This is a genomic window from Streptomyces diastatochromogenes (genome assembly GCF_002242805.1).
Lineage (GTDB): Bacteria > Actinomycetota > Actinomycetes > Streptomycetales > Streptomycetaceae > Streptomyces > Streptomyces diastatochromogenes.
Map to the genome: position 1 here is coordinate 41,844 of NZ_MCGQ01000005.1, position 19,447 is coordinate 61,290.

The window sequence follows — 19,447 nt, forward strand, 5'->3', positions numbered from 1 at the left end:
TCCCGGTCAATCGAGTACGAAGCTTTCGAGGTACGTCGGGTTCGCGCGCTCCAGCATCGAGTGCGCCCGCGCCCGGATCTGGGCGTCGCTGTGCTCGCTCTCCGGCAGCAGCCAGAAGCGGTCGGCACGGATGCCGGCCACGACGAGGTCGGCGACCTCCTCGACGGGCGTGAAGGCGACCTCGTTGCCCGCCGCGCGCATCGCGGCCTCCCACTGGTCGAGGCTGCGGTACGGCGTCCTGCGCGGCCGCTGCTTGGCGTATCGCTCGGGCCGGTTGCGGTGCGACTCCCACAGTCCCGTGCGCAGCATGTGCGGCCCCGGGAAGAGCACCGAGGCGCCCACGCGCGCGTGCTCCGCCTTCAGATGGGCGTACAGGGACTCGGTGAGCGTGACCACGGCGGCCTTGGTGACGGCGTACACGGAGGCCGTCGGCAGGGGTGCGATGCCGCCGTCACCGGAGGATGTATTGACCACATGACCGGGTTGACCCGACTTGATCATCCTGGGCAGGAAAGCCTGTACACCGTGGAAGACACCCCACACATTGACCGCGAAGGCCCACTGCCAGTCGTTCGGCTCGTGTTCCCACATGCGCCCCTCGGCGCCCGAGCCGACCCCCGCGTTGTTGCACAGGACGTGCACGGCGCCGTAGGCCTCGTACGCCGACTCGGCCAGCTCCAGGACCTGTTCGCGTACGCCGACGTCGACCACGCGCGCGTGCACGTCGGCACCCCCCGCGCGCAGGTCGGCGGCGGCCTTGTCCAGCGCCGCCGCCTCGACGTCGGCGAGGACGACCTTCAGGCCCTCGGCCGCGAACCGCCGCGCCATCGCCAGCCCGATCCCGCTCGCCGCTCCGGTGACGACGGCGACCTGTCCCGCTCGCAGGTCCATCACCGACTCCCCTCGGGCGGCCCGTCATGGATCTGCAGCGGGTCGTCGTAGCGCTGGTGGACGTACGGCAACAGGGCCTGCGCGTCGACGCGTTCCACCACCCGGCCGCTCTGGTCACTGGTCTTCTCGCCGATGGTGATCTCCCGCAGGCGCAGCACCGGGAGGTCGGCGACGGGGTCGTACGGGGACTCGCGGAGCACGACGTCCCCGGTGATCCGCTCCAGCCGGCGGACCTTCTCGTGCCGTACGCAGTGCACCAGCACGGGGTCCGCGTCGAAGCCCGAACCGTCCACGGCGGGGAGGAACTTGAAGTAGAAGTCGGTCTTCCGTGAGGGCTCCGGGAGGGGCAGTTCGGCGCTCACCGCGCCGCGCACCTCGACGAAGACGATGCCGTGCCGGGCCAGCGAGGCCCGGACGGCGAGGTCCTCGCGCCCGACGGTCACCTCGCCGAGCTTCTTGGGCTCCCCGAAGACCTCGCGGCCGCCGGTGAGGGCGCGCTCGTGGGTCATCGGCATCACCAGCGGGTACCAGCCCTCGACCTCGCCGTGCGCGGCGGCGACCGCGAAGGAGCCCGCGCCGAGCGGGTATCCGGGCAGGTCGACCTTGCTGATGTTCACCCGGACGAGCGGGCTGCCCGTGGGTTTCAGGGGTGGTGGCAGGACCGCCGCGACCGCGTCCGGGTCGGTCTCCCAGACGGCCACCACACCGGTGGACCAGATGTCGGGGAGCCGCGCGCTCGCGGTGCGCGTGGCGGCGATCTCCCGCTCGGTCCGTGCTCCGTACCGTACGCGTGCCATACGCCGTACCGCCCTTCTTCTGACGGGCCGTCATCTGTAACACAGTTACAGCAGACCGGACGCGGGGTAAATACACGTGCACGGGCCGGAGTTGGGAGGATCATGGCGAGAGGGGCGCTCAGCCGGGAGGAGGTCCTGGAGGCGGCCGCGGAGCTGGTGCGGCAACACGGCCCGGACGCCCTGACCATGCGCAAGCTCGCGGCCGAGCTGGGCACCGCCGTCACCTCGATCTACTGGCACGTCGGGGGCCGCGAGGCCCTGCTGGACGCCCTGGTGGAGCGGACCGTGGCCGGTCTCGGTGAGATCCGTCCCGCAGGGCGTACGCCCGAACAGCGGGTCGTCTCCGTGGCGCGCGCCCTGCGCCGGCAGTTGCGCGACCATCCGCACCTGGTGGCCCTGGTGCACGAGCGCGGGCTGACCGAGCGGATGTTCCTGCCCGCCCAGCAGGCCCTGGTGCGCGAGGCGCACGCGGCGGGGCTGCGCGGCGCCCGGGCCGCCGAGTTCGTGCGGGCGGTGCAGTTCCAGGTCGTCGGTCATGTGCTGGTCGAGCGCAACCGCGAGCGTGCCCCGGTGCAGCGGCCCGGTGAGGAGGAGCTGTGGCGCGCCGAGGCCGCCGGTGACGACCCCGCCCTGGCCCGCGCCCTGGCCCGCCCCGTGGACGCGGAGCGGCTGTTCGTCACCGCCGTACGGGCGTTGGTGGGGGCGCTGCTCGCACCGCACGGAAAATGACCGACGGCCGGACTCCGGCTCCCCCTGCTGTTCCTGATCGCGGGGACGGCTCCGCAGGCGTGCTTCCTTCTCTGACGGCCGGGGATCTGGTGGCGGCGCTGGGGTGACGGCCGCTCGGCTGCGCCACGCCGGGATGACGGCCGGCCGCCCACGCCGTGCTGGGGTGACGGCCGCTCGGCCACGCAGCACTGGGGCGACGGCCGGCTACCCACGCCGCACCGGGGTAACGGCCTACCGCGCGCGCAGCGCTGGGGTGACGGCCGACCGCCCACGCCACACCGAGGTAACGGCCTACCGCGCGCGCAGCGCTGGGGCAACGCCCGGCCACCCACGCCACACCGGGGTAACGGCCTACCGCGCGCGCAGCGCTGGGGAGACGGTCACTCGGCCACGCAACGCTGGATGACGGCCGACCGCACGCTCAGCGCTGGGGCAACGCCCGACCGCCCACGCAGCGCTGAGGCAACGCCCGACCGCGCGCCGAACCGAGGCAACGGCCGACTGCCCGCGCCACGCTGACGCCCGGCCACCCACGCCACACCGGGGCAACGGCCGACGGCGCGCCGCACTGCGTGACCGCCGGCCGCCCGGCTCAAACTGTCCCGCGGGTCCGCCGCATTGCGGCCGCCGCACGCACGTGCGTGCGGCGGCCGAGTGGGAGGGCGAGCGTGGCGGCCGGGTTCGGCCCCTGCGGGGCAGCGCTGTCGGTCGTGGCCCGTATCCTCAATGACCATGCTCGAAGACCGTGCGACCGCAGTGTCCTCCCCCACCCAGTGGCCGGCCGCGTATCCGAAGGGATACGCGGTCGTTGACGTGGAGACCACCGGCCTGGCCCGGGACGACCGGATCATCTCCGCCGCCGTCTACCGGCTGGACGAGCGCGGCGAGGTCGAGGACCACTGGTACACGCTGGTCAACCCGGAGCGCGATCCGGGCCCTGTGTGGATACACGGTCTGACGAGCGAGGTGCTCGAAGGGGCGCCACTGTTCGCGGACGTCGCCGAGGAGTTCGCGGCCCGCCTCGACGGCCGGGTGCTGGTCGCGCACAACGCGGTCTTCGACTGGCAGATGATCGCGCGCGAGTACGCGCGCGCGGAGCGCGAGGCGCCGGTGCGGCAGCGGCTGTGCACCATCGCGCTGTCCAAGGAGCTGGGGCTGCCGCTGCCCAACTTCAAGCTGGAGTCGCTGGCGGCGCACTTCGGGGTCGTACAGCAGCGGGCGCACCACGCGCTGGACGACGCGCGCGTGCTCGCCGAGGCGTTCCGACCCAGTCTGCGGGCGGCCGCGGCGGGCGATGTACGGCTGCCGCTGCTGGAGTGCCGGCCGCTGACGGAGTGGTCGGACGCGCCCCGGATCGGTCGGCAGGCGAGCGGGGGGTACGGCAACTACCGGCCGTCCAGTTGGCGCCCGTCCCGGAAGCGGCCCGCCTGTCCTTACCCCAACCCGGGCCGCTACGAAGACGGCAAACATCTCAAACAGGGCATGCGGGTGGCGTTCTCCGGGGACACCTCCACCGAACGGGAGCTGCTGGAGGACCGGGCGACCGAGGCCGGGCTGCACGTGGCGACGAGCCTGTCCCGGCTCACCAGTCTGCTGGTCACGAACGACCCCGACTCGGGCACCTCGAAGGTGGTCAAGGCGCGGCAGTTCGGCACGCCGGTCGTCGACGAGGCCGCGTTCGGGCAGCTGCTGAGGGATGTCGAGCCCGCCGACGAGTGAGCGAACAAAGGACTCGCAGTGACCGGACACGGCACCCGTACGGATGGGTGATTCGCCGCGACTCGCCCACCGCCCGGCACCCCGCGACGAGGGCGACGGCTCACCCTGTGGCGCATGGCGAATTGCGAAGTTTGCGGCAATGACTACGGGATGACCTTCGAGGTCCACGCACAGGGTGCTGTGCACGTGTTCGACTGCTTCTCCTGTGCGATCCACCGCATGGCCCCGATCTGCGAGCACTGCAAGGTCTCGATCATCGGCCAGGGCGTGGAGGCCGACGGCAACTGGTTCTGCGGCGCCCACTGCGCCCGCGCCGAGGGGAAGGAGGGGATCGTCGACCGCGTGTGACCCGGCACCCGCCCGATCGCACCCCACGACCGAGTTGTACCGTCGTGGGGTGCGCCGCTACCGCTTCCTGCTGACCTCCCAGTGGGTGATCCTCACCCTCGTCTCGATCGCGCTGATCCCGACGATGATCAGGCTCGGCTTCTGGCAGCAGCACCGGTACGAGGAGCGCACCGCCCGGAACAACCTGGTCTCCCAGGCGCTGCACGCCAAGCCGGTCCCGGTGGAGCGGCTCACCTCCCCCGGGCACACCGTGACCCGCACCCAGAAGTACCGCATGGTCACCGCGACCGGCGCCTTCGACCCCTCCCGGGAGGTCGTGGTCCGGCGCCGTACCAACTCCGACGACGAGGTCGGCTTCCACGTCCTGACCCCGTTCGTCCTGACGGACGGCAAGGTGCTGCTGGTCAACCGGGGCTGGATCCCCGCGAACGGCGTACAGACCGCCTTCCCCGAGATCCCCGCCCCGCCCGCCGGCCGGACCACCATCACCGGCCGGCTGAAGGCCGACGAGACCACCGCGGCGAGCGGTATCAAGAACGTCAAGGGCCTGCCGGACCGGCAGATCATGCTGATCAACAGCGCGGAGGAGGCGCGGCGGCTCGGTGCGCAGGTGCTCGGCGGCTACGTCGAGCAGACGGCGCCCGAGCCCAAGGACGGCTCCCCGGAGCAGATCTCCGACCCGGGCAGCGAGGACGCCCCGCTGAACTACGCGTACATGATCCAGTGGTGGCTGTTCGCCGCGGGTGTCCCGGTGGGCTGGTGGTTCCTGGTCCGGCGCGAGATCCGCGACCGCGAGGAGGCCGCGGCCGAGGAACAGCCCGAGGCGACGGAACCCGCCACCGTGTGATCCCCGGCGCCCCGGGGGGGGGACCGAGGAGCCCCCGGGGACCCGTCACTCCCCCGGCGCACCGCCGGATTGGCCCCCAGGCCCTTCGGGAACCCGCATCCCGTGAACGCGCGCATCGAGGACTACGCCCTCATCGGCGACGAGCAGACCGCGGCGCTGGTCGGCAGGGACGGCTCGATCGACTGGCTGTGCCTGCCGCGCTTCGACTCCGCCGCCTGTTTCGCCCGGCTCCTGGGCAACGAGGACAACGGCCACTGGCGGATCGCGCCGAAGGGCGCGGACACCTGCACCCGCCGCGCCTACCGGACCGACACCCTCGTCCTCGACACCGAGTGGGACACCCCCGAGGGGACGGTGCGCGTCACCGACCTGATGCCGCAGCGGGACCGCGCCCCCGACGTCGTACGCATCGTGGAGGGCGTCAGCGGGCGCGTCACCGTGCACAGCACGCTCCGCCTGCGCTTCGACTACGGGTCCATCGTCCCGTGGATGCGCCGCTCCGACGGCCATCGGGTGGCCGTCGCCGGACCGGACTCGGTGTGGCTGCGCACCGAGCCCCATGTGCACATCTGGGGCGAGGACTTCGGCACCCACGCGGAGTTCACCCTCGCCGCGGGCGAACGGGTCGCGTTCGTGCTCACCTGGCACCCCTCGCACGAGCCGCGCCCCCCGCTCGTCGACCCCTGTCAGGCACTGAGCGCCAGCGTCCGGGACTGGCGGCGCTGGACGTCCCGCTGCCGCTACGAGGGGCCGTACCGGGACGCCGTCGTACGGTCCCTGATCACGCTCAAGGCCCTCACCTACATCCCGACGGGCGGGATCGTCGCCGCGGCCACCACCTCGCTGCCCGAGGAGATGGGCGGGGTGCGCAACTGGGACTACCGCTTCTGCTGGCTGCGCGACTCCACCCTCACCCTCGGCGCCCTGCTGTCGGCGGGCTACCACAAGGAGGCCGAGGCCTGGCGCGACTGGCTGGTCCGCGCGGTCGCGGGCGACCCGGCCGACCTGCAGATCATGTACGGCGTGGCGGGCGAACGACGGCTGCCGGAGTTCGAGCTGCCCTGGCTGTCCGGCTTCGCCGACTCCGCGCCCGTACGCGTCGGCAACGGCGCGGTCGACCAGCTCCAGCTGGACGTGTACGGCGAGGTCATGGACTCGCTGGCGCTGGCCCGCAGCGCGGGCCTGCCCAGCAAGCCGCACATGTGGTCGATCCAGTGCGCGCTGATGACGTTCCTGCAGTCGGCGTGGCGGCAGCCCGACGAGGGCCTGTGGGAGGTGCGCGGCGGCCGACGGCAGTTCGTGCACTCGAAGGTGATGGTGTGGGTGGCCGCCGACCGTGCCGTACGGATGCTGGAGCAGAACCCTGAACTGAAGGGCGACCTCGCGGGCTGGCGGGCGATGCGCGACGAGGTGCACCGGGAGGTGTGCGAGCAGGGCTTCGACGCCCGGCGCAACACCTTCACCCAGTACTACGGCTCGCGCGAGCTGGACGCCGCGGCGCTGCTGATCCCCCGCGTCGGCTTCCTGCCGCCCGACGACCCGCGTGTGATCGGCACGGTCGAGGCGATCCGCGACGACCTCGGCCGCGGCGGCTTCGTACGGCGTTACGACACCGACGCCATCGGCGTCGACGGGATGCCCGGCGGTGAGGGCGCCTTCCTCGCCTGCTCGTTCTGGCTGGCGGACGCCCTGCATCTGATCGGCCGCACCGACGAGGCCCGGGAGCTGTTCGAGCAGCTGGTGGGCCTCACCAACGACGTGGGGCTGCTGTCCGAGGAGTACGACCCGGGACTCGGCTGCCAGGCCGGCAACTTCCCGCAGGCGTTCAGTCACATCGCCCTGGTGAACACCGCGCTCACGCTGTTCGGGGACAAGGGGGCAGGATAGGGGCCATGGATCTTGGACTGAAGGACCGGGTGTACATCGTCACCGGCGCCACGCGCGGGCTGGGCAACGCCGCCGCGCGGGAGCTGATCGCCGACGGGGCGAAGGTGGTCATCACCGGCCGCGACGAGAAGCGGGTGGCCGACGCGGCCGCCGAACTGGGCGAGAACGCGGTCGGCGTGGCCGTCGACAACTCCGACGCGGGGGCGCCCGAGCGGCTGATCGCGGCCGCCCGCGAGCACTTCGGCGGCTTCCACGGTGTCCTCGTGAGCGTCGGCGGGCCGCCGCCCGGGTTCGTCGCCGACAACACGGACGAGCAGTGGCGGGACGCGTTCGAGTCGGTGTTCCTCGGCGCGGTCCGGCTGGCCCGCGCGGCGGCGGCCGGGCTGGAGCCGGGCGGGGTCATCGGGTTCGTGCTGTCCGGGTCGGTGTACGAACCGATTCCGGCGCTGACGATCTCCAACGGGCTGCGGCCCGGGCTCGCGGGGTTCGCCAAGTCGATCGCCGACGAGCTGGGGCCGCGCGGGATCCGGGTCGTGGGGCTGCTGCCGGGGCGCATCGCGACGGATCGCATGAAGCAGCTGGACGGGTTGTCCGCGGATCCCGAGGCTACTCGGGCGGCCAATGAGTCGCGGATTCCGATGCGCCGGTACGGGACGCCTGATGAGTTCGGGCGGGTTGCGGCGTTCTTGCTGTCTCCGGCCGCGTCCTATGTGACGGGGGTCATGGTGCCTGTGGACGGGGGGACGCGGCACGGGTTCTGAGGGGTCGGACCTTCGGCGTCAAGTCACCCTTTCCGCACGGTGTTTGACTGCTCCCAGTCGTACCTCCGCCGGAAGTGACGCCAAGCCCGCCGACTCTCGTGCGTGCGTCAGAGACTGGTCGGTGAAGTCCCTCAAGGCTGTCCCGGGATCCACATCCGGCTCCAGTCGCAGCCACGCGCGCACCGCAGGCGTCGTACGGCGGCCCGTCAGCAGGGTCTCGGTGTGGGAGACGCCCTGCTGGAGGGCCGTGTCCCCGGCCAGGGCGGTCTCCAGGGCCTTGCCGCGCAGCAGGGCGCCCTCGCCGTCGCCGGTGTCGACCAGGACCTCGGTCAGGCGGCGTCGGCGCAGGATCGCGGTGAGCCACCACAGGGCGAGCAGCACGAGAAGGGCCAGGGCGGCGATGACCGTCGGCCACCACCAGCCGGCGTCCCGCCAGCGGGTGCGCTCGGCGGTGCTGAGCAGGACGTCGTGCGGGCCGGTGTGCAACCACCAGCGCGGCGGCGGTGCACCCAGGCCCACGGCCAGCACCGCGCCGCCCACGGCGAGCAGCAGCAGGCCCACGAGTCCGAGCAGGACGCGGTTGACGGTACCCCTGCGCATCCGCCTCACCCCTTCCGTCCGGGGCGTCGGACGTGCACCGACAGCGCGGGCGGCCGGGACAGCCCGAGTCCCCGGACCGCCTCGGTGAGCACGGCGTCCAGGTCGGCCTGTACGTCGTCCAGGCCGCGGAAGTGCGAGACCGCGCGGACGTCGGCCCTCCTCCGCCGCATCCGCACCCGTACCGCGCGCACGCCCGAGACCTCCATGGCCCGGTCGCGCAGCACCTGAGCGGCCGCCTCGCGCCGGAGTCCGGCGCGGACGTCGGGGTGCGGGCGCCGCATGGGCAGCAGGTCCCGCAGGCCGGGCGTGACGGCGAGCACGATCAGCCACAGGCCGAGGGCGGCGGCGACACCCGCCCCGGCCAGCACCCAGGTGTCGTCCAGGGGCCGCTCGGCGAGCTGTCGGGCGAGGGAGCGACGCCAGTGCATCACCGGACGGTGGGCGCGTACGGCGGCGATGTCGTACAGGAAGAGGGCCGCGCCGGCCAGCAGGCACAGGGCGACGACGCCCGCCGGGACGCGGCGCGCCGACCAGAAGCGGCCGCTGCCTTCGGGGAGCAGGGCGGGTGGGGCTTCGGAGGTCTTGTCGAGGACGGGCAGTCGCTGGGTGGGGCTCTCGGGTGTCCGGGGCTCGCTCATGGCGTCCTCCCGTGGGGTGCGCCGGGTGCCGGTGTCCGGTGCAGCCGCTCGACCTGGACGGCGACCTCCGACACCTCCATGCTCACCAACGCGCCTACCCGCTCCACGACTTGCCGACGCACGGCGGCGCAGCGGGCGCCGATGTCGCAGGGGTAGCCGAGTTCGAGCACGACGCGGACGCGGGCCGTGTCGATGGGGGTCCCCCCGCTCGAGCGAAGCCGAGAGTGGGGGTGTACGACGACGGTGGCGTGCGGGGGCGCGGCGCCCGCGGGCAGCGGGGCGAGCGCCTCGCGTGCGGCCTGGGCGGCGATCTTCGCGACGACCCGGTCGGCGATCCGGGTGGCGCCCCGCTCGCCGGGCGGCACGAGGTCCAGCGGCCCGCGTGCCGCGCCGGTCTCCGCGCTCACGGCGGTCACCGGCCGCGGTCGCGCCGGTCGCCGCGGGTGCGGAAGAAGTCACCGGGCTCCAGGTCACCCTCCAGGAACCGGCCGGCGATGAACCCGACGGCGCCCAGCGCCGCCACCAGCAGGAAGGCCCCGAACCCGCCGAAGTACCCGGCGAACCCCAGCGCCATTCCGGCGATCATGCCGACCACGGCCATGCTCATGCAGCACTCCTCAGCTCGTCAGGTGTGCGGGGGCCCGGCGCGTCACTGGATCCGGGGCGCCTCGGGCTCCTCTTCCTCTTCTTCGGGCAGCTTGACGTCGCTCACCGCGATGTTGACCTCGACGACCTCGAGTCCGGTCATGCGTTCCACGCCGGCGATCACGTTCTCCCGCACCGCGCGGGCGACCTCGGTGATGGACACGCCGTAGTCCACGACGATCTCCAGGTCGAGCGCCGTCTGCACCTCGCCGACCTCGGCTTTCACGCCCCGGGTCACCGACTTGGCGCCGCCCGGCACCCGGTCGCGCACCGCTCCGAAGGTGCGGGCCAGGCCGCTGCCCATGGCATGGACGCCGACCACGTCCCGGGCGGCCAGTCCGGCGATCTTCTCCACGACGCCGTCGGCGATGGTGGTGCGCCCCCGGGTCGCCGGGTCCCCGCCGCCGCGTCTGGTCGCCTTACGGGTCGACACCTGCGGTTCGTTGTCACCCTCTGGGGTCGTCGTCATCTCGGTCATCGCCGTACGTCCCTTTCGGTCGACGTCCCTTTCGGTTGTCGTACTGCGACCACCGTAAGCAAGGATGCTCGGTTGTGCGCCAGGGATGCGGCAGGCTGGAGGAATGACGGCGGACCCATGGACTCAGGCAGTCAGGCATCAGCTGGGGCTGGGCAGGCTGCTGCCGCTCGGCGGCCCGCGTGACGGGGCGTGGGTCGCGGAGGGGGCGGCCGCTGCGGTGCTGGCGCGCGCGGCAGCGACCGAGGTACCGCAGGTGCGCCTCGGCACGCTGCGGATCACGCTCGCCGATCCGGAGGACGTCCACGAACCCGTCGTACCGCCTCCGCCGAGCGCTCTGCCCCCGGGCGCACTCCGGGTGACGGCGGACTTCGCGGCCATGGCCACGGATCCCCTGCCGACGACGGCGTCCCGCCTGCGGCTGACCCTGGCGACGGCCGCGACGGACCGCCTGGGCCTCACGGTGGCGGAGGTCGACCTCCGGGTGACGGACCTGCTGGAGGCAGCGGCAGCGGACGGCCAGCCCACGGCGGTACGGGCACCGCAGCCACCGCCCGCCCGCGCGACCACCGACCCCGACGAGTCCCTCGCGGCCACAGCCGCGCTCTCCGTCCCCGGCGTGACCCGTCTGACGGGCTCGCTGGGCGGCTTGGGCCGCGCGGTGCACATCGGGCAACGCACGACCGACACCTCACTGCCCCACCGTCACGTCCGGGTGGAGGCGGCGGTGGGGAGGGACTACCGGGCCGTGGACGTGGCCAGGCAGGTACGCGCGGCGGTACGGACCGCGCTGGAGGACCACCCGACGGTGGCGGTCCTGGTCACAGCGGTCGACTGACTCCGCTGCCCCGCTGCGCCCGGCGCAGGGTTCATTCGCCGACGCCGGCCAGGTCCCGCAGCCGCCGACCCTGCGCAGCCCGCTCAGCCGCACGCTGCTCGTCGTACGTACGATCCACCGCACCCCGCAGCAACGCCTTGGTCTCCACCACGGCGTCCCGCGGCGCAGCCACCATCGCCGCGGCCAAGTCCCCGACGGCACCGTCCAGTTCACCGACGGGCACCGCAAGGTTGGCCAGCCCCGACTGCACCGCTTCCGCCGCCCCGACGAACCGCCCGGTCACGCAGATCTCGAGCGCGCGGGCGTACCCGACCAGCCCGACCAGCGGATGCGTGCCGGTCAGGTCGGGAACGATGCCGAGGGCGGTCTCGCGCATGGCGAACTGCACGTCGTCCGCGACGACCCGCAGATCGCACGCGAGCGCGAGCTGGAACCCGGCACCAATGGCATGCCCCTGGACGGCGGCGATGGACACGATGTCGTTCCGCCGCCACCAGGTGAACGCCTCCTGGAACTCGGCGATGGTCGCGTCGAGCCCGGCGTCGTCACGGCGCGCGATATCGGTGAAGGTCGGCTCGCCCGGGATCCCCTCCGGGGTGAACATCTGTCGGTCCAGCCCGGCGGAGAAGGACTTGCCCTCGCCTCGCAGCACGACGACGCGGACGGAGCCCGGCAGCAGCCGACCGGCCTCGGTGAGCGCCCGCCACAGGGCGGGGCTCTGCGCGTTGCGCTTGGCCGGGTTGTTCAGCGTCACCGTGGCGAGCGTGTCGTCGACGGTGAGCCGTACGCCGTCCTTGTCGAGTACAGGAGCGAGGTCCTGGTCGGGCGAAGCCATGGGGCGCCTCCGATGAGTGCGGTCATCACGCATTGCCGTACGGCATGCTAAGTGACTGCACAGTAACCACCCGGCCGATCACTCAACCGACCGGGTGGCCACCATCGAAGGCCGATGGGCCGCCCGGAGTCAGGACGATGCGGCCTTCTTGCCCCGCGTCGCTCCGCCACGCCCACGGAGCGTGACGCCCGACTCACTGAGCATCCGGTGTACGAAGCCATACGAGCGGCCGGTCTCCTCGGCCAGCGCTCGGATGCTCGCACCGGAGTCGTACTTCTTCTTCAGGTCTGCCGCGAGCTTGTCGCGCGCGGCGCCGGTCACCCGGCTGCCCTTCTTCAGAGTCTCGGCCACCCGTGCCTCCTCATGGGAAGTGCGCTCTGGTCTCCTCATGATCACCCCTCCAGGGCGTGATGGCCACCCATTCGGCAAGGTCCGTGAGACATCGTTGTGACGACAGGAGCACATCCCCACATGCGGAATCTCCGATTCCAGGGTGGAGCGTCCACGGGGCCGAACGGGTGGATTCGCGAAGTACCAGGTCAGGGACGCGAAGCGGCCGATCCCTTGGTGGCCAAGGGATCGGCCGCGAAATCGATGTACGACACACCTCGATACGAGGAGATCTCACACAGATGATGGATCACGGATCGGCCGAATGATCCATACACAGTGGATCAGTCTTTCGATCAAGCCAGGGCGACGAGATCCGCGTAGTCGGAGCCCCACAGGTCCTCGACGCCGTCCGGCAGCAGGATGATCCGCTCCGGCTGGAGCGCCTCGACGGCGCCCTCGTCGTGGGTGACGAGGACGACCGCGCCCTTGTAGGTGCGCAGGGCGCCGAGGATCTCCTCGCGGCTCGCGGGGTCGAGGTTGTTGGTCGGCTCGTCCAGGAGCAGGACGTTCGCGGAGGAGACGACCAGGGTGGCGAGGGCGAGACGGGTCTTCTCGCCGCCGGAGAGGACGCCGGCGGGCTTGTCGACGTCGTCGCCGGAGAACAGGAACGAGCCCAGCACCTTGCGGACCTCCACGAGGTCCATGTCGGGGGCGGCCGAGCGCATGTTCTCCAGGACCGTGCGGTCGGGGTCCAGGGTCTCGTGCTCCTGGGCGTAGTAGCCGAGCTTGAGTCCGTGGCCGGGGCGGACCTCGCCGGTGTCGGGCTGCTCCACCCCGCCGAGCAGGCGCAGCAGGGTGGTCTTGCCGGCGCCGTTGAGGCCGAGGATGACGACGCGGGAACCCTTGTCGATGGCCAGGTCGACGTCGGTGAAGATCTCCAGGGAGCCGTACGACTTCGACAGGCCCTCGGCCATCAGCGGGGTCTTGCCGCAGGACGCGGGCTCCGGGAAGCGGAGCTTGGCGACCTTGTCGGACATCCGGACGTCTTCGAGGCCGGAGAGCAGCTTCTCGGCGCGGCGGGCCATGTTCTGCGCGGCGACCGTCTTGGTGGCCTTGGCGCGCATCTTGTCGGCCTGGGCGTTGAGCGCGGCGGCCTTCTTCTCGGCGTTCTGCCGCTCGCGCCTGCGGCGCTTCTCGTCGGCCTCGCGCTGCTGCTGGTAGAGCTTCCAGCCCATGTTGTAGACGTCGATCGTCGAACGGTTCGCGTCCAGGTAGAAGACCTTGTTGACGACCGTCTCGACCAGGTCGACGTCGTGGGAGATCACGATGAAGCCGCCGCGGTAGGTCTTGAGGTAGTCGCGCAGCCAGATGATCGAGTCGGCGTCGAGGTGGTTGGTGGGCTCGTCGAGCAGCAGCGTGTCGGCGTCGGAGAAGAGGATCCGGGCCAGCTCGACACGGCGGCGCTGACCGCCGGAGAGCGTGTGCAGGGGCTGGCCGAGCACGCGGTCGGGCAGGTTGAGCGCGGCGGCGATGGTGGCGGCCTCGGCCTCGGCGGAGTACCCGCCCTTGGTGAGGAACTCGGTCTCCTGGCGCTCGTACTGCTTGAGGGCCTTCTCGCGGGTGCCGCCCTTGCCGTTGGCGATGCGCTCCTCGTTCTCGCGCATCTTGCGGATCAGCACGTCGAGGCCGCGGGCGGACAGGACACGGTCGCGGGCGAGGACGTCGAGGTCGCCGGTGCGGGGGTCCTGCGGGAGGTAGCCGACCTCGCCGGAACGGGCGACGTTGCCGGCGGCCGGGATGCCCTCGCCGGCGAGGACCTTGGTGAGCGTGGTCTTGCCTGCGCCGTTGCGGCCGACGAGGCCGATGCGGTCGCCCTTGGCAACACGGAAGGTGGCGTTCTCGATGAGGATGCGCGCACCGGCGCGCAGCTCGATACCGGAGGCGGAGATCACGGACAGACTCCAGGGCGTACAGGAATTGACGGGTGGGCGGCTGAGGACGTTCCCGCCGTCTAATGCGCGAGGAGAATGGCCATGGGCCAAGTCTAACGGGGCCGTGCAAGCGGTTTTTCTACGTCTGTACGTTCGGGCCACTGTCCGAAGGGGCGTTGAGCAGGGGAACACCGTCCGCTGTGATACGCCCCACGTCGTCCACTGAGGCGTTGTCAGTGGTGGCTGCAAGACTCGATGCGAGGACCCGACCGACGCACGAAGGAGTGATCGGTATGGCAGGCACAGGCGGACGGCCGAGCATCTTTCCGACGATGCTGTACGCGGACGCGAAGGCGGCGATCAGGCAGCTCACGGAGGCCTTCGGCTTCACCGAGCTGTCGGTGTACGAGACGGCGGACGGCTCGGTGATGCACGCCGAGCTGGTGCAGGGCAACGGCGCGGTGATGGTCGGCTCCAAGGGCCGCGGCGGCCTCTTCGACACGGCGATGAAGGACGCCGGGCCCGCGGGGGTGTACGTGGTCGTGGACGATGTCGACGCCCACCACGAGCGGGCCGTGGAGCACGGCGTGGAGATCCTGATGCCCCCGACGGACCAGGACTACGGCTCGCGGGACTACATGGCCCGGGACGCCGAGGGCAACATCTGGAGCTTCGGGACGTACTCCCCAGAGATAGGCGGCTGAGCGAGCCGGTCCCGCTCTCCGCTCGGCTATCCGCCGGTGTGCACCTGGAAGGCGGCTCGGCGCACGGCCTTGGCCAGGGCGGGGTCGGGGTGGGCGGCGGCGAGCGCGACCAGGACCTGCACGGTGCGCGGGTGGCCGACGGCGCGGACCTCGTCGAGCAGCGCGGGGACGGTGGGCTGCAGGGCGGCCTCCAGATGCCGTACCAGCATCTCCGTCTCGCCGTGGTCGGCGACGGCGGCGGCGGTGTCGACCCACAGCCAGGTGGCCTCCTCACGGGTGAGGACCTCGTGGGCGTCCTCCGGGTCGATGCCGTCGTGCTCGGCGAGCCACAGCAGGGCGTACGGCCTGAGGGCGGGGTCGTCCAGCACGGCGCGTACGTCGGGCTCGGCGGGGGCGCCGACGACACGCAGCGCCTCGAAGGCGAGGCCGCGCAGCAGGGCGTCCTCGCCCCGGGCGGCGCCGAGCAGTTCGGTGACGGCGCTGCCGACGGGGCGGGCGGCGAGCCAGGCGCGGTACTCGGCGCGGGCCGCGTTGGGGCGGAGCTGGGCGCAGCCCCGGAGCATGGCCTCGGCGGCCTGCTCGATGTTGCCGGCGGGGCTCTGCGCGGCCACGCAGATCTGCTCCAGCTTGACCCAGACCGCCCAGCTGCCCAGCGGGGTGAGCGTGGCCTGGGCGTCGCCGTAGGTCAGGGCGCCGACGGAGGCGAGGGCCTGGAGGGCCCAGTCGAGGAGGGGGGCGAGCGGGGTGTCCTCGACCGGTGCGGGTTCCGCCGGGCCGGGGGTGCCGGCGGGCTCCGCGGAGCCGGGCCCGTAGGGGATCTCGCAGCGCTCGGTGCGCAGTTCGGTGACCCGCTGCTGAAGCAGGTCGAGAAGCTGCTCGACCGGGACGGGACCGGCGGACAGCTGGAGGAAGGAGAGCACCTGGGGCATGGCCGAGACGACCTCGGCGACGGCGGCCGGCTCGTGGTCCGCGGGTTCCGGACTGGCGAGCGACCAGGCGTCGAAGAGGGCGACCCAGCCGCGCAGCACGGCGCTGTCGTCGCGGTCCCAGGCGCGCAGACGCCAGCCGGGGCGCGCGCTGTCCCCGTGCACCTCGACCAGTCCTGAGAGGCGGGCGGTGTCCCAGTCCGCGCGGATCTGAGCGACGCTCAGGACGAGGTCGTCGGCGGCGCGTTCGGCAGTCACTTCGGAGAGGGTGGCCTTGCCGTCGGCGGTGGCGCCGTCGCGGCCGGGTCCGAGGGCGGCGTCGGCCCAGCGGGCGACGCGGACCGCGCCGGCCAGTCCGGTGCGCGCCATTCTGGCCAGTTCAGCGGGGGCGGGGGTGCCCTCCGGCGGCCGGGGTGCGGGGCGGCGTGGGCGCCGCTGGTTCACAGCTCTGGGGGCGGCGGCCAGGGGTCGCGGTCGGACGAGTCGAAGCCTGGAGTCGCGCGGGATACGGGACGTCACGGGTGCAGTCTTCCGGTTGACGGTCCGAAAACCCAAACGGAATGTCACGGGGGGCGACGGGGCTGGCCAACGCACTGGGGCCGGTGGCGGGTGAGGAGACGTGATCAGGCCAGTCGTTCGGCCTTAAACGGAACGGCTGGAACCGGGGCTTCCGACTCGTACCGGAGGAATCGGCGGGCCTCACATCAGCGGGGTCAGGAACCGGCGCAGGCGTTCCTCGTACTCCGGCGGGTCGGCGTTCCACATCGCCGCGTGCGGAGCCTGCGGCACGGTGTGCAGGGCGACACGGTCGGGGCGGCGTGCGGCCAGGCGCCGGGAGTACTCCCACGGGGCGACCGTGTCGTCCGGGCCGTGGATGATCAGGGTGGGCACGTCGAGCAGCTCGGGGTCGGTGCTCTCCGCGGCCCGGTCGGCTTCGAGACCGGCCCGGCCCTGCGCGGCCCGCACGGCGAGCGGCAGCAGGGGTTCGGGGGTGTGGCGGGCCTGGGCGAGGGCGCGCAGGGTGGCCTGCCAGCTGAGGACGGGCGAGTCGAGGACCAGCCCGGCGATGCGCTCGCGCACGACGGAGTGCTCGGCGGCGCGCAGAGCCATGGTGGCGCCGGTGGACCAGCCGAGGAGGATGACCCGGCGGGCGCCGTAGCGGACGGCGTAGCGGATCGCGGCGTCCACATCGCGCCACTCGGACTCGCCGAGGTGGTTCAGGCCGTCCGGCGGGCGCGGGGCGCCGAGGTCGCCGCGGTAGGCGAGCGCGAGGACCGGCAGGCGGCGGCCGTGCAGGAACTCCATGACGTTCAGGGCGTGCTCGCGGGTGGTGCCGAGGCCGTGCACGGCGATCACCCAGGTGTCCCGGTAGCCGGGCACGAACCAGGCGGGCAGGGACCCGAGTTCGCCGGGCACGTCGATGTCGGCGTGGTCGAGGCCGAGGGCGGCGTCCGGGTTGCCGACGTGCACGTTCGGGGTGAGCCACACAGAGTCGCCCGGGGCGAGGGTGCCGTGCGTGACGCGCACCAGGCGGCGGACGACGGTGTCCGGGGTGTGCCCGGCCGTCGCCAGGACGGGGCCGACGACCGCGTGGGAGCCGTCGCCGGCCAGACCGTAGGTGCCGGGGCGCAGTGAGGCCAGGTCGCGGGTGAGGGTGATCCGGCCCGCGGCCGTGCCGTGCACGGTGAGCCGGGGTTCGGTGGGCAGCGGGCGGCCGGGGGGTGCCTTCAGCGCGGCGTCACTGGCGAGACGGCCGGCGGCCACGGATGCCGCGCCGGCGGCCAGGACCGCGGTGAGTGCGGCGGCGGTCGCTCTGACGGTGCCCACGGGTCCAGTGTCGTGGCGGTCCGCGCCGAGGGCCAGTGGAGGGGGGACCGAGGAGCAGGGGTCAGCCGCGTTGTCCGTAGCCCTTCAGACGTGCGCCGGCCTCCTCCAGCTGCGCCTCCGTCAACAGGGAGGGCGTCAGGCCCGGCACCGAGGACGCCGTCAGCCACAGGCGGCACATCCACTCCAGCTGGGCGGTGCGGTCGTAGGCCTGGTCGAGGGTGGCGCCGTAGGTGATCGTGCCGTGGTTCCGCAGGAGGCAGCCGGAGCGGTCGGCGAGGGCGTCGAGCATGTGGGCGGCCAGTTCGTCGGTGCCGTAGGTCGCGTAGGCGGCGACGCGGACGCGGCCGCCGAGGGCGCCGGCCATGTAGTGGATCGGGGGCAGTTCGGTCACGAGGGTGGAGACGGCCGTGGCGTGCACGGCGTGGGTGTGGACGACGGCGCGGGCGTCGGTGGTGCGGTAGACGGCGAGGTGCATGGGCAGTTCGCTGGTCGGCCCGAGCGTGCCGAGCACCTGCCGCCCGTCGAGGTCGACGCCGGTGATGTCGTCCGGGGCCAGCCGGTCGTAGGGCACGCCCGACGGGGTGACCAGCACGAGGTCCCCGACCCGTGCCGAGACATTGCCCGAGGTGCCGACGACCAGCCCGTCGGTTACCGTTCGGCGCGCCGTGGCGACCAGCGCCGCCCACACGCGCGCCGCTTCCGCTTCCTCTTCCGCTTTCCGCCGCTGTTCAGCCATGCCGCGATCCTGCCAGCCGGCCCGTCACGGAGCGGTGCGTCGGCGTGCTTCGGGCCGGAACCCGTACGGCCGAACGGGTGAAGATGCCCCCGAAACACCCGAAATCATCATGCTTCAAGTGATCATCAGGCATTCAATGATCGTTCTTACTCACTGGACGACGTTCCACCGCCACTCCAGGGGGACACATGCCTCGTGCTCGCCTCGCTTCCCGCGCCCGTCGCCGCGCGGGCGTCCTCGCGGCCGCCACCGCGGCGCTCGCCCTCACGGGCACCCAGGCCGCGGCCGCCGGGTCACCGGCGTCCGCCGTGGGCCCGCTCAGAGGCCACGACGTGTCGTCCCACCAGAAGCACGTCGACTTCCCCGCCGCCCGGTCGGACGGCGCACGGTTCACCTACATCAAGGCGACCGAGTCCACGACCTACCGCAACCCCTACTTCGACCGGCAGTACGACGGCGCCCGCCGGGCGGGCCTGATCCGTGGCGCGTACCACTTCGCACGGCCGGACAGGTCCTCGGGCGCCGAGCAGGCCGCGTACTTCGTGCAGCACGGCGGGGACTGGCGGGCGGACGGCTGGACGCTGCCGCCCGCGCTCGACATCGAGTACAACCCGTACGACGACGAGCACAAGTGCTACGGGCTGGGCTGGAAGCGGATGGTCGACTGGATCCGGTCCTTCAGTGACGAGGTCGAGTCGGAGACCGGCCGGCGCCCGGTCATCTACACCACCGCCCACTGGTGGCAGGCCTGCACCGGCGACAGCCGCGCCTTCGCCGCGGACCACCCGCTGTGGATCGCCCGGCACGGCGCCTCGGACCCGGGTGCACTGCCGGGCGGCTGGGCGCGCTGGACCTTCTGGCAGTTCGGCGCCCAGGGCGGTCTGCCGGGTGACCAGAATCTCTTCAACGGGCCGCCGAACCGGCTGCGGGCCTTCGCGCGGGGCTGGTAGCCAAGGGGCGCCTGGGGTGTGGATCCGAAC

22 protein-coding genes are annotated in these 19,447 nt (G+C 72.5%); 9 read left to right on the top strand and 13 right to left on the bottom strand.

The window, feature by feature from the left end; genetic code table 11:
• Window positions 1–6: 6 nt before the first annotated feature.
• Window positions 7–891 carry an SDR family NAD(P)-dependent oxidoreductase gene (locus BEK98_RS02435; protein ID WP_094214667.1) on the bottom strand — a complete coding sequence of 295 codons (885 nt, stop codon included), beginning with the start codon at window positions 889–891 and terminating at the stop codon, window positions 7–9.
• A complete protein-coding gene (locus BEK98_RS02440; RefSeq protein ID WP_094214668.1) occupies window positions 891–1,688 on the bottom strand; it encodes an acetoacetate decarboxylase family protein in 798 nt (265 codons plus the stop codon). Before BEK98_RS02440 ends, BEK98_RS02435 begins: the two co-directional genes overlap by 1 nt.
• A 102-nt stretch (window positions 1,689–1,790) precedes the next feature.
• Between BEK98_RS02440 and BEK98_RS02445 the strand changes: the two genes are divergently transcribed.
• The 6 genes from BEK98_RS02445 (at window position 1,791) to BEK98_RS02470 (ending at window position 7,979) form a co-directional block, all read left to right on the top strand.
• Window positions 1,791–2,417, top strand: a complete 627-nt coding sequence (locus BEK98_RS02445) for a TetR/AcrR family transcriptional regulator (protein ID WP_094214669.1) — start codon at window positions 1,791–1,793, stop codon at window positions 2,415–2,417.
• Window positions 2,418–3,149: 732 nt separating this feature from the next.
• Window positions 3,150–4,136: a DEDDh family exonuclease gene (locus tag BEK98_RS02450; RefSeq protein ID WP_094214670.1), complete on the top strand. Its 987-nt coding sequence runs from the start codon at window positions 3,150–3,152 to the stop codon at window positions 4,134–4,136.
• 114 nt (window positions 4,137–4,250) lie between these two features.
• Window positions 4,251–4,484: a hypothetical protein gene (locus tag BEK98_RS02455; protein WP_094214671.1), complete on the top strand. Its 234-nt coding sequence runs from the start codon at window positions 4,251–4,253 to the stop codon at window positions 4,482–4,484.
• 49 nt (window positions 4,485–4,533) lie between these two features.
• Entirely contained in the window at window positions 4,534–5,331 is a 798-nt protein-coding gene (locus tag BEK98_RS02460) for an SURF1 family cytochrome oxidase biogenesis protein (RefSeq protein WP_094214672.1), read from the top strand.
• A gap of 102 nt (window positions 5,332–5,433) precedes the next feature.
• Entirely contained in the window at window positions 5,434–7,218 is a 1,785-nt protein-coding gene (locus BEK98_RS02465) for a glycoside hydrolase family 15 protein (protein WP_094214673.1), read from the top strand.
• 5 nt (window positions 7,219–7,223) lie between these two features.
• Window positions 7,224–7,979 (top strand): SDR family oxidoreductase, encoded by a 756-nt coding sequence (locus BEK98_RS02470; RefSeq protein WP_094214674.1) that lies wholly within the window; start codon window positions 7,224–7,226, stop codon window positions 7,977–7,979.
• Window positions 7,980–7,997: 18 nt separating this feature from the next.
• Here the strand turns inward: BEK98_RS02470 and amaP are convergent, their stop codons facing one another.
• Genes amaP through BEK98_RS02495 form a run of 5 tightly spaced genes read right to left on the bottom strand, consistent with a single transcriptional unit; the run spans window position 7,998 to window position 10,340 of the window.
• Window positions 7,998–8,579: an alkaline shock response membrane anchor protein AmaP gene (gene amaP, locus BEK98_RS02475; protein ID WP_094214675.1), complete on the bottom strand. Its 582-nt coding sequence runs from the start codon at window positions 8,577–8,579 to the stop codon at window positions 7,998–8,000.
• A gap of 5 nt (window positions 8,580–8,584) precedes the next feature.
• Window positions 8,585–9,217 (bottom strand): DUF6286 domain-containing protein, encoded by a 633-nt coding sequence (locus tag BEK98_RS02480; RefSeq protein WP_094214676.1) that lies wholly within the window; start codon window positions 9,215–9,217, stop codon window positions 8,585–8,587.
• Complete coding sequence (locus tag BEK98_RS02485) at window positions 9,214–9,633, bottom strand: hypothetical protein (protein ID WP_094214677.1); 420 nt, start codon at window positions 9,631–9,633, stop codon at window positions 9,214–9,216. Before BEK98_RS02485 ends, BEK98_RS02480 begins: the two co-directional genes overlap by 4 nt.
• The gene (locus tag BEK98_RS02490) at window positions 9,630–9,824 is read right to left on the bottom strand and encodes a hypothetical protein (protein ID WP_094214678.1); all 195 of its coding nucleotides are present in this window, start codon (window positions 9,822–9,824) and stop codon (window positions 9,630–9,632) included. The genes BEK98_RS02485 and BEK98_RS02490 overlap by 4 nt, the downstream gene beginning before the upstream one ends.
• 42 nt (window positions 9,825–9,866) lie before the next feature.
• Window positions 9,867–10,340: an Asp23/Gls24 family envelope stress response protein gene (locus tag BEK98_RS02495; RefSeq protein WP_094214679.1), complete on the bottom strand. Its 474-nt coding sequence runs from the start codon at window positions 10,338–10,340 to the stop codon at window positions 9,867–9,869.
• 103 nt (window positions 10,341–10,443) lie between these two features.
• Between BEK98_RS02495 and BEK98_RS02500 the strand changes: the two genes are divergently transcribed.
• The gene (locus BEK98_RS02500) at window positions 10,444–11,175 is read left to right on the top strand and encodes an Asp23/Gls24 family envelope stress response protein (protein ID WP_094214680.1); all 732 of its coding nucleotides are present in this window, start codon (window positions 10,444–10,446) and stop codon (window positions 11,173–11,175) included.
• Between the two features lie 31 nt (window positions 11,176–11,206).
• Here the strand turns inward: BEK98_RS02500 and BEK98_RS02505 are convergent, their stop codons facing one another.
• The 3 genes from BEK98_RS02505 to BEK98_RS02515 form a co-directional block, all read right to left on the bottom strand.
• Entirely contained in the window at window positions 11,207–12,010 is an 804-nt protein-coding gene (locus BEK98_RS02505; protein WP_094214681.1) for an enoyl-CoA hydratase/isomerase family protein, read from the bottom strand.
• Between the two features lie 129 nt (window positions 12,011–12,139).
• Window positions 12,140–12,361, bottom strand: coding sequence for a helix-turn-helix domain-containing protein (locus tag BEK98_RS02510; protein ID WP_004002281.1), 222 nt, complete (start codon window positions 12,359–12,361; stop codon window positions 12,140–12,142).
• Window positions 12,362–12,696: 335 nt separating this feature from the next.
• Entirely contained in the window at window positions 12,697–14,295 is a 1,599-nt protein-coding gene (locus BEK98_RS02515; RefSeq protein ID WP_094214682.1) for an ABC-F family ATP-binding cassette domain-containing protein, read from the bottom strand.
• A 272-nt stretch (window positions 14,296–14,567) separates the two neighbouring features.
• Between BEK98_RS02515 and BEK98_RS02520 the strand changes: the two genes are divergently transcribed.
• Window positions 14,568–14,978 carry a VOC family protein gene (locus BEK98_RS02520; protein WP_094214683.1) on the top strand — a complete coding sequence of 137 codons (411 nt, stop codon included), beginning with the start codon at window positions 14,568–14,570 and terminating at the stop codon, window positions 14,976–14,978.
• A 26-nt stretch (window positions 14,979–15,004) separates the two neighbouring features.
• Here BEK98_RS02520 and BEK98_RS02525 read toward each other — a convergent pair whose 3' ends face one another.
• From BEK98_RS02525 to BEK98_RS02535, 3 genes are all read right to left on the bottom strand, one after another.
• Window positions 15,005–16,423, bottom strand: coding sequence for a hypothetical protein (locus BEK98_RS02525; protein ID WP_208642986.1), 1,419 nt, complete (start codon window positions 16,421–16,423; stop codon window positions 15,005–15,007).
• A gap of 180 nt (window positions 16,424–16,603) precedes the next feature.
• Window positions 16,604–17,731: an alpha/beta hydrolase gene (locus BEK98_RS02530; RefSeq protein ID WP_094214685.1), complete on the bottom strand. Its 1,128-nt coding sequence runs from the start codon at window positions 17,729–17,731 to the stop codon at window positions 16,604–16,606.
• 61 nt (window positions 17,732–17,792) lie between these two features.
• Window positions 17,793–18,467 (bottom strand): class II aldolase/adducin family protein, encoded by a 675-nt coding sequence (locus BEK98_RS02535; protein ID WP_094214686.1) that lies wholly within the window; start codon window positions 18,465–18,467, stop codon window positions 17,793–17,795.
• 188 nt (window positions 18,468–18,655) lie between these two features.
• Between BEK98_RS02535 and BEK98_RS02540 the strand changes: the two genes are divergently transcribed.
• Window positions 18,656–19,417 carry a lysozyme gene (locus BEK98_RS02540; RefSeq protein ID WP_094214687.1) on the top strand — a complete coding sequence of 254 codons (762 nt, stop codon included), beginning with the start codon at window positions 18,656–18,658 and terminating at the stop codon, window positions 19,415–19,417.
• The last annotated feature ends 30 nt before the right edge of the window (window positions 19,418–19,447 follow it).

Bases quoted from the DNA above. Each gene is read 5' to 3' on its own strand.
- BEK98_RS02435 (WP_094214667.1), bottom strand. From the start codon at position 891: ATGGACCTGCGAGCGGGACAGGTCGCCGTCGTCACCGGAGCGGCGAGC.
- BEK98_RS02440 (WP_094214668.1), bottom strand. From the start codon at position 1,688: ATGGCACGCGTACGGTACGGAGCACGGACCGAGCGGGAGATCGCCGCC.
- BEK98_RS02445 (WP_094214669.1), top strand. From the start codon at position 1,791: ATGGCGAGAGGGGCGCTCAGCCGGGAGGAGGTCCTGGAGGCGGCCGCG.
- BEK98_RS02450 (WP_094214670.1), top strand. From the start codon at position 3,150: ATGCTCGAAGACCGTGCGACCGCAGTGTCCTCCCCCACCCAGTGGCCG.
- BEK98_RS02455 (WP_094214671.1), top strand. From the start codon at position 4,251: ATGGCGAATTGCGAAGTTTGCGGCAATGACTACGGGATGACCTTCGAG.
- BEK98_RS02470 (WP_094214674.1), top strand. From the start codon at position 7,224: ATGGATCTTGGACTGAAGGACCGGGTGTACATCGTCACCGGCGCCACG.
- amaP (WP_094214675.1), bottom strand. From the start codon at position 8,579: ATGCGCAGGGGTACCGTCAACCGCGTCCTGCTCGGACTCGTGGGCCTG.
- BEK98_RS02480 (WP_094214676.1), bottom strand. From the start codon at position 9,217: ATGAGCGAGCCCCGGACACCCGAGAGCCCCACCCAGCGACTGCCCGTC.
- BEK98_RS02490 (WP_094214678.1), bottom strand. From the start codon at position 9,824: ATGAGCATGGCCGTGGTCGGCATGATCGCCGGAATGGCGCTGGGGTTC.
- BEK98_RS02495 (WP_094214679.1), bottom strand. From the start codon at position 10,340: ATGACCGAGATGACGACGACCCCAGAGGGTGACAACGAACCGCAGGTG.
- BEK98_RS02500 (WP_094214680.1), top strand. From the start codon at position 10,444: ATGACGGCGGACCCATGGACTCAGGCAGTCAGGCATCAGCTGGGGCTG.
- BEK98_RS02505 (WP_094214681.1), bottom strand. From the start codon at position 12,010: ATGGCTTCGCCCGACCAGGACCTCGCTCCTGTACTCGACAAGGACGGC.
- BEK98_RS02520 (WP_094214683.1), top strand. From the start codon at position 14,568: ATGGCAGGCACAGGCGGACGGCCGAGCATCTTTCCGACGATGCTGTAC.
- BEK98_RS02535 (WP_094214686.1), bottom strand. From the start codon at position 18,467: ATGGCTGAACAGCGGCGGAAAGCGGAAGAGGAAGCGGAAGCGGCGCGC.
- BEK98_RS02540 (WP_094214687.1), top strand. From the start codon at position 18,656: ATGCCTCGTGCTCGCCTCGCTTCCCGCGCCCGTCGCCGCGCGGGCGTC.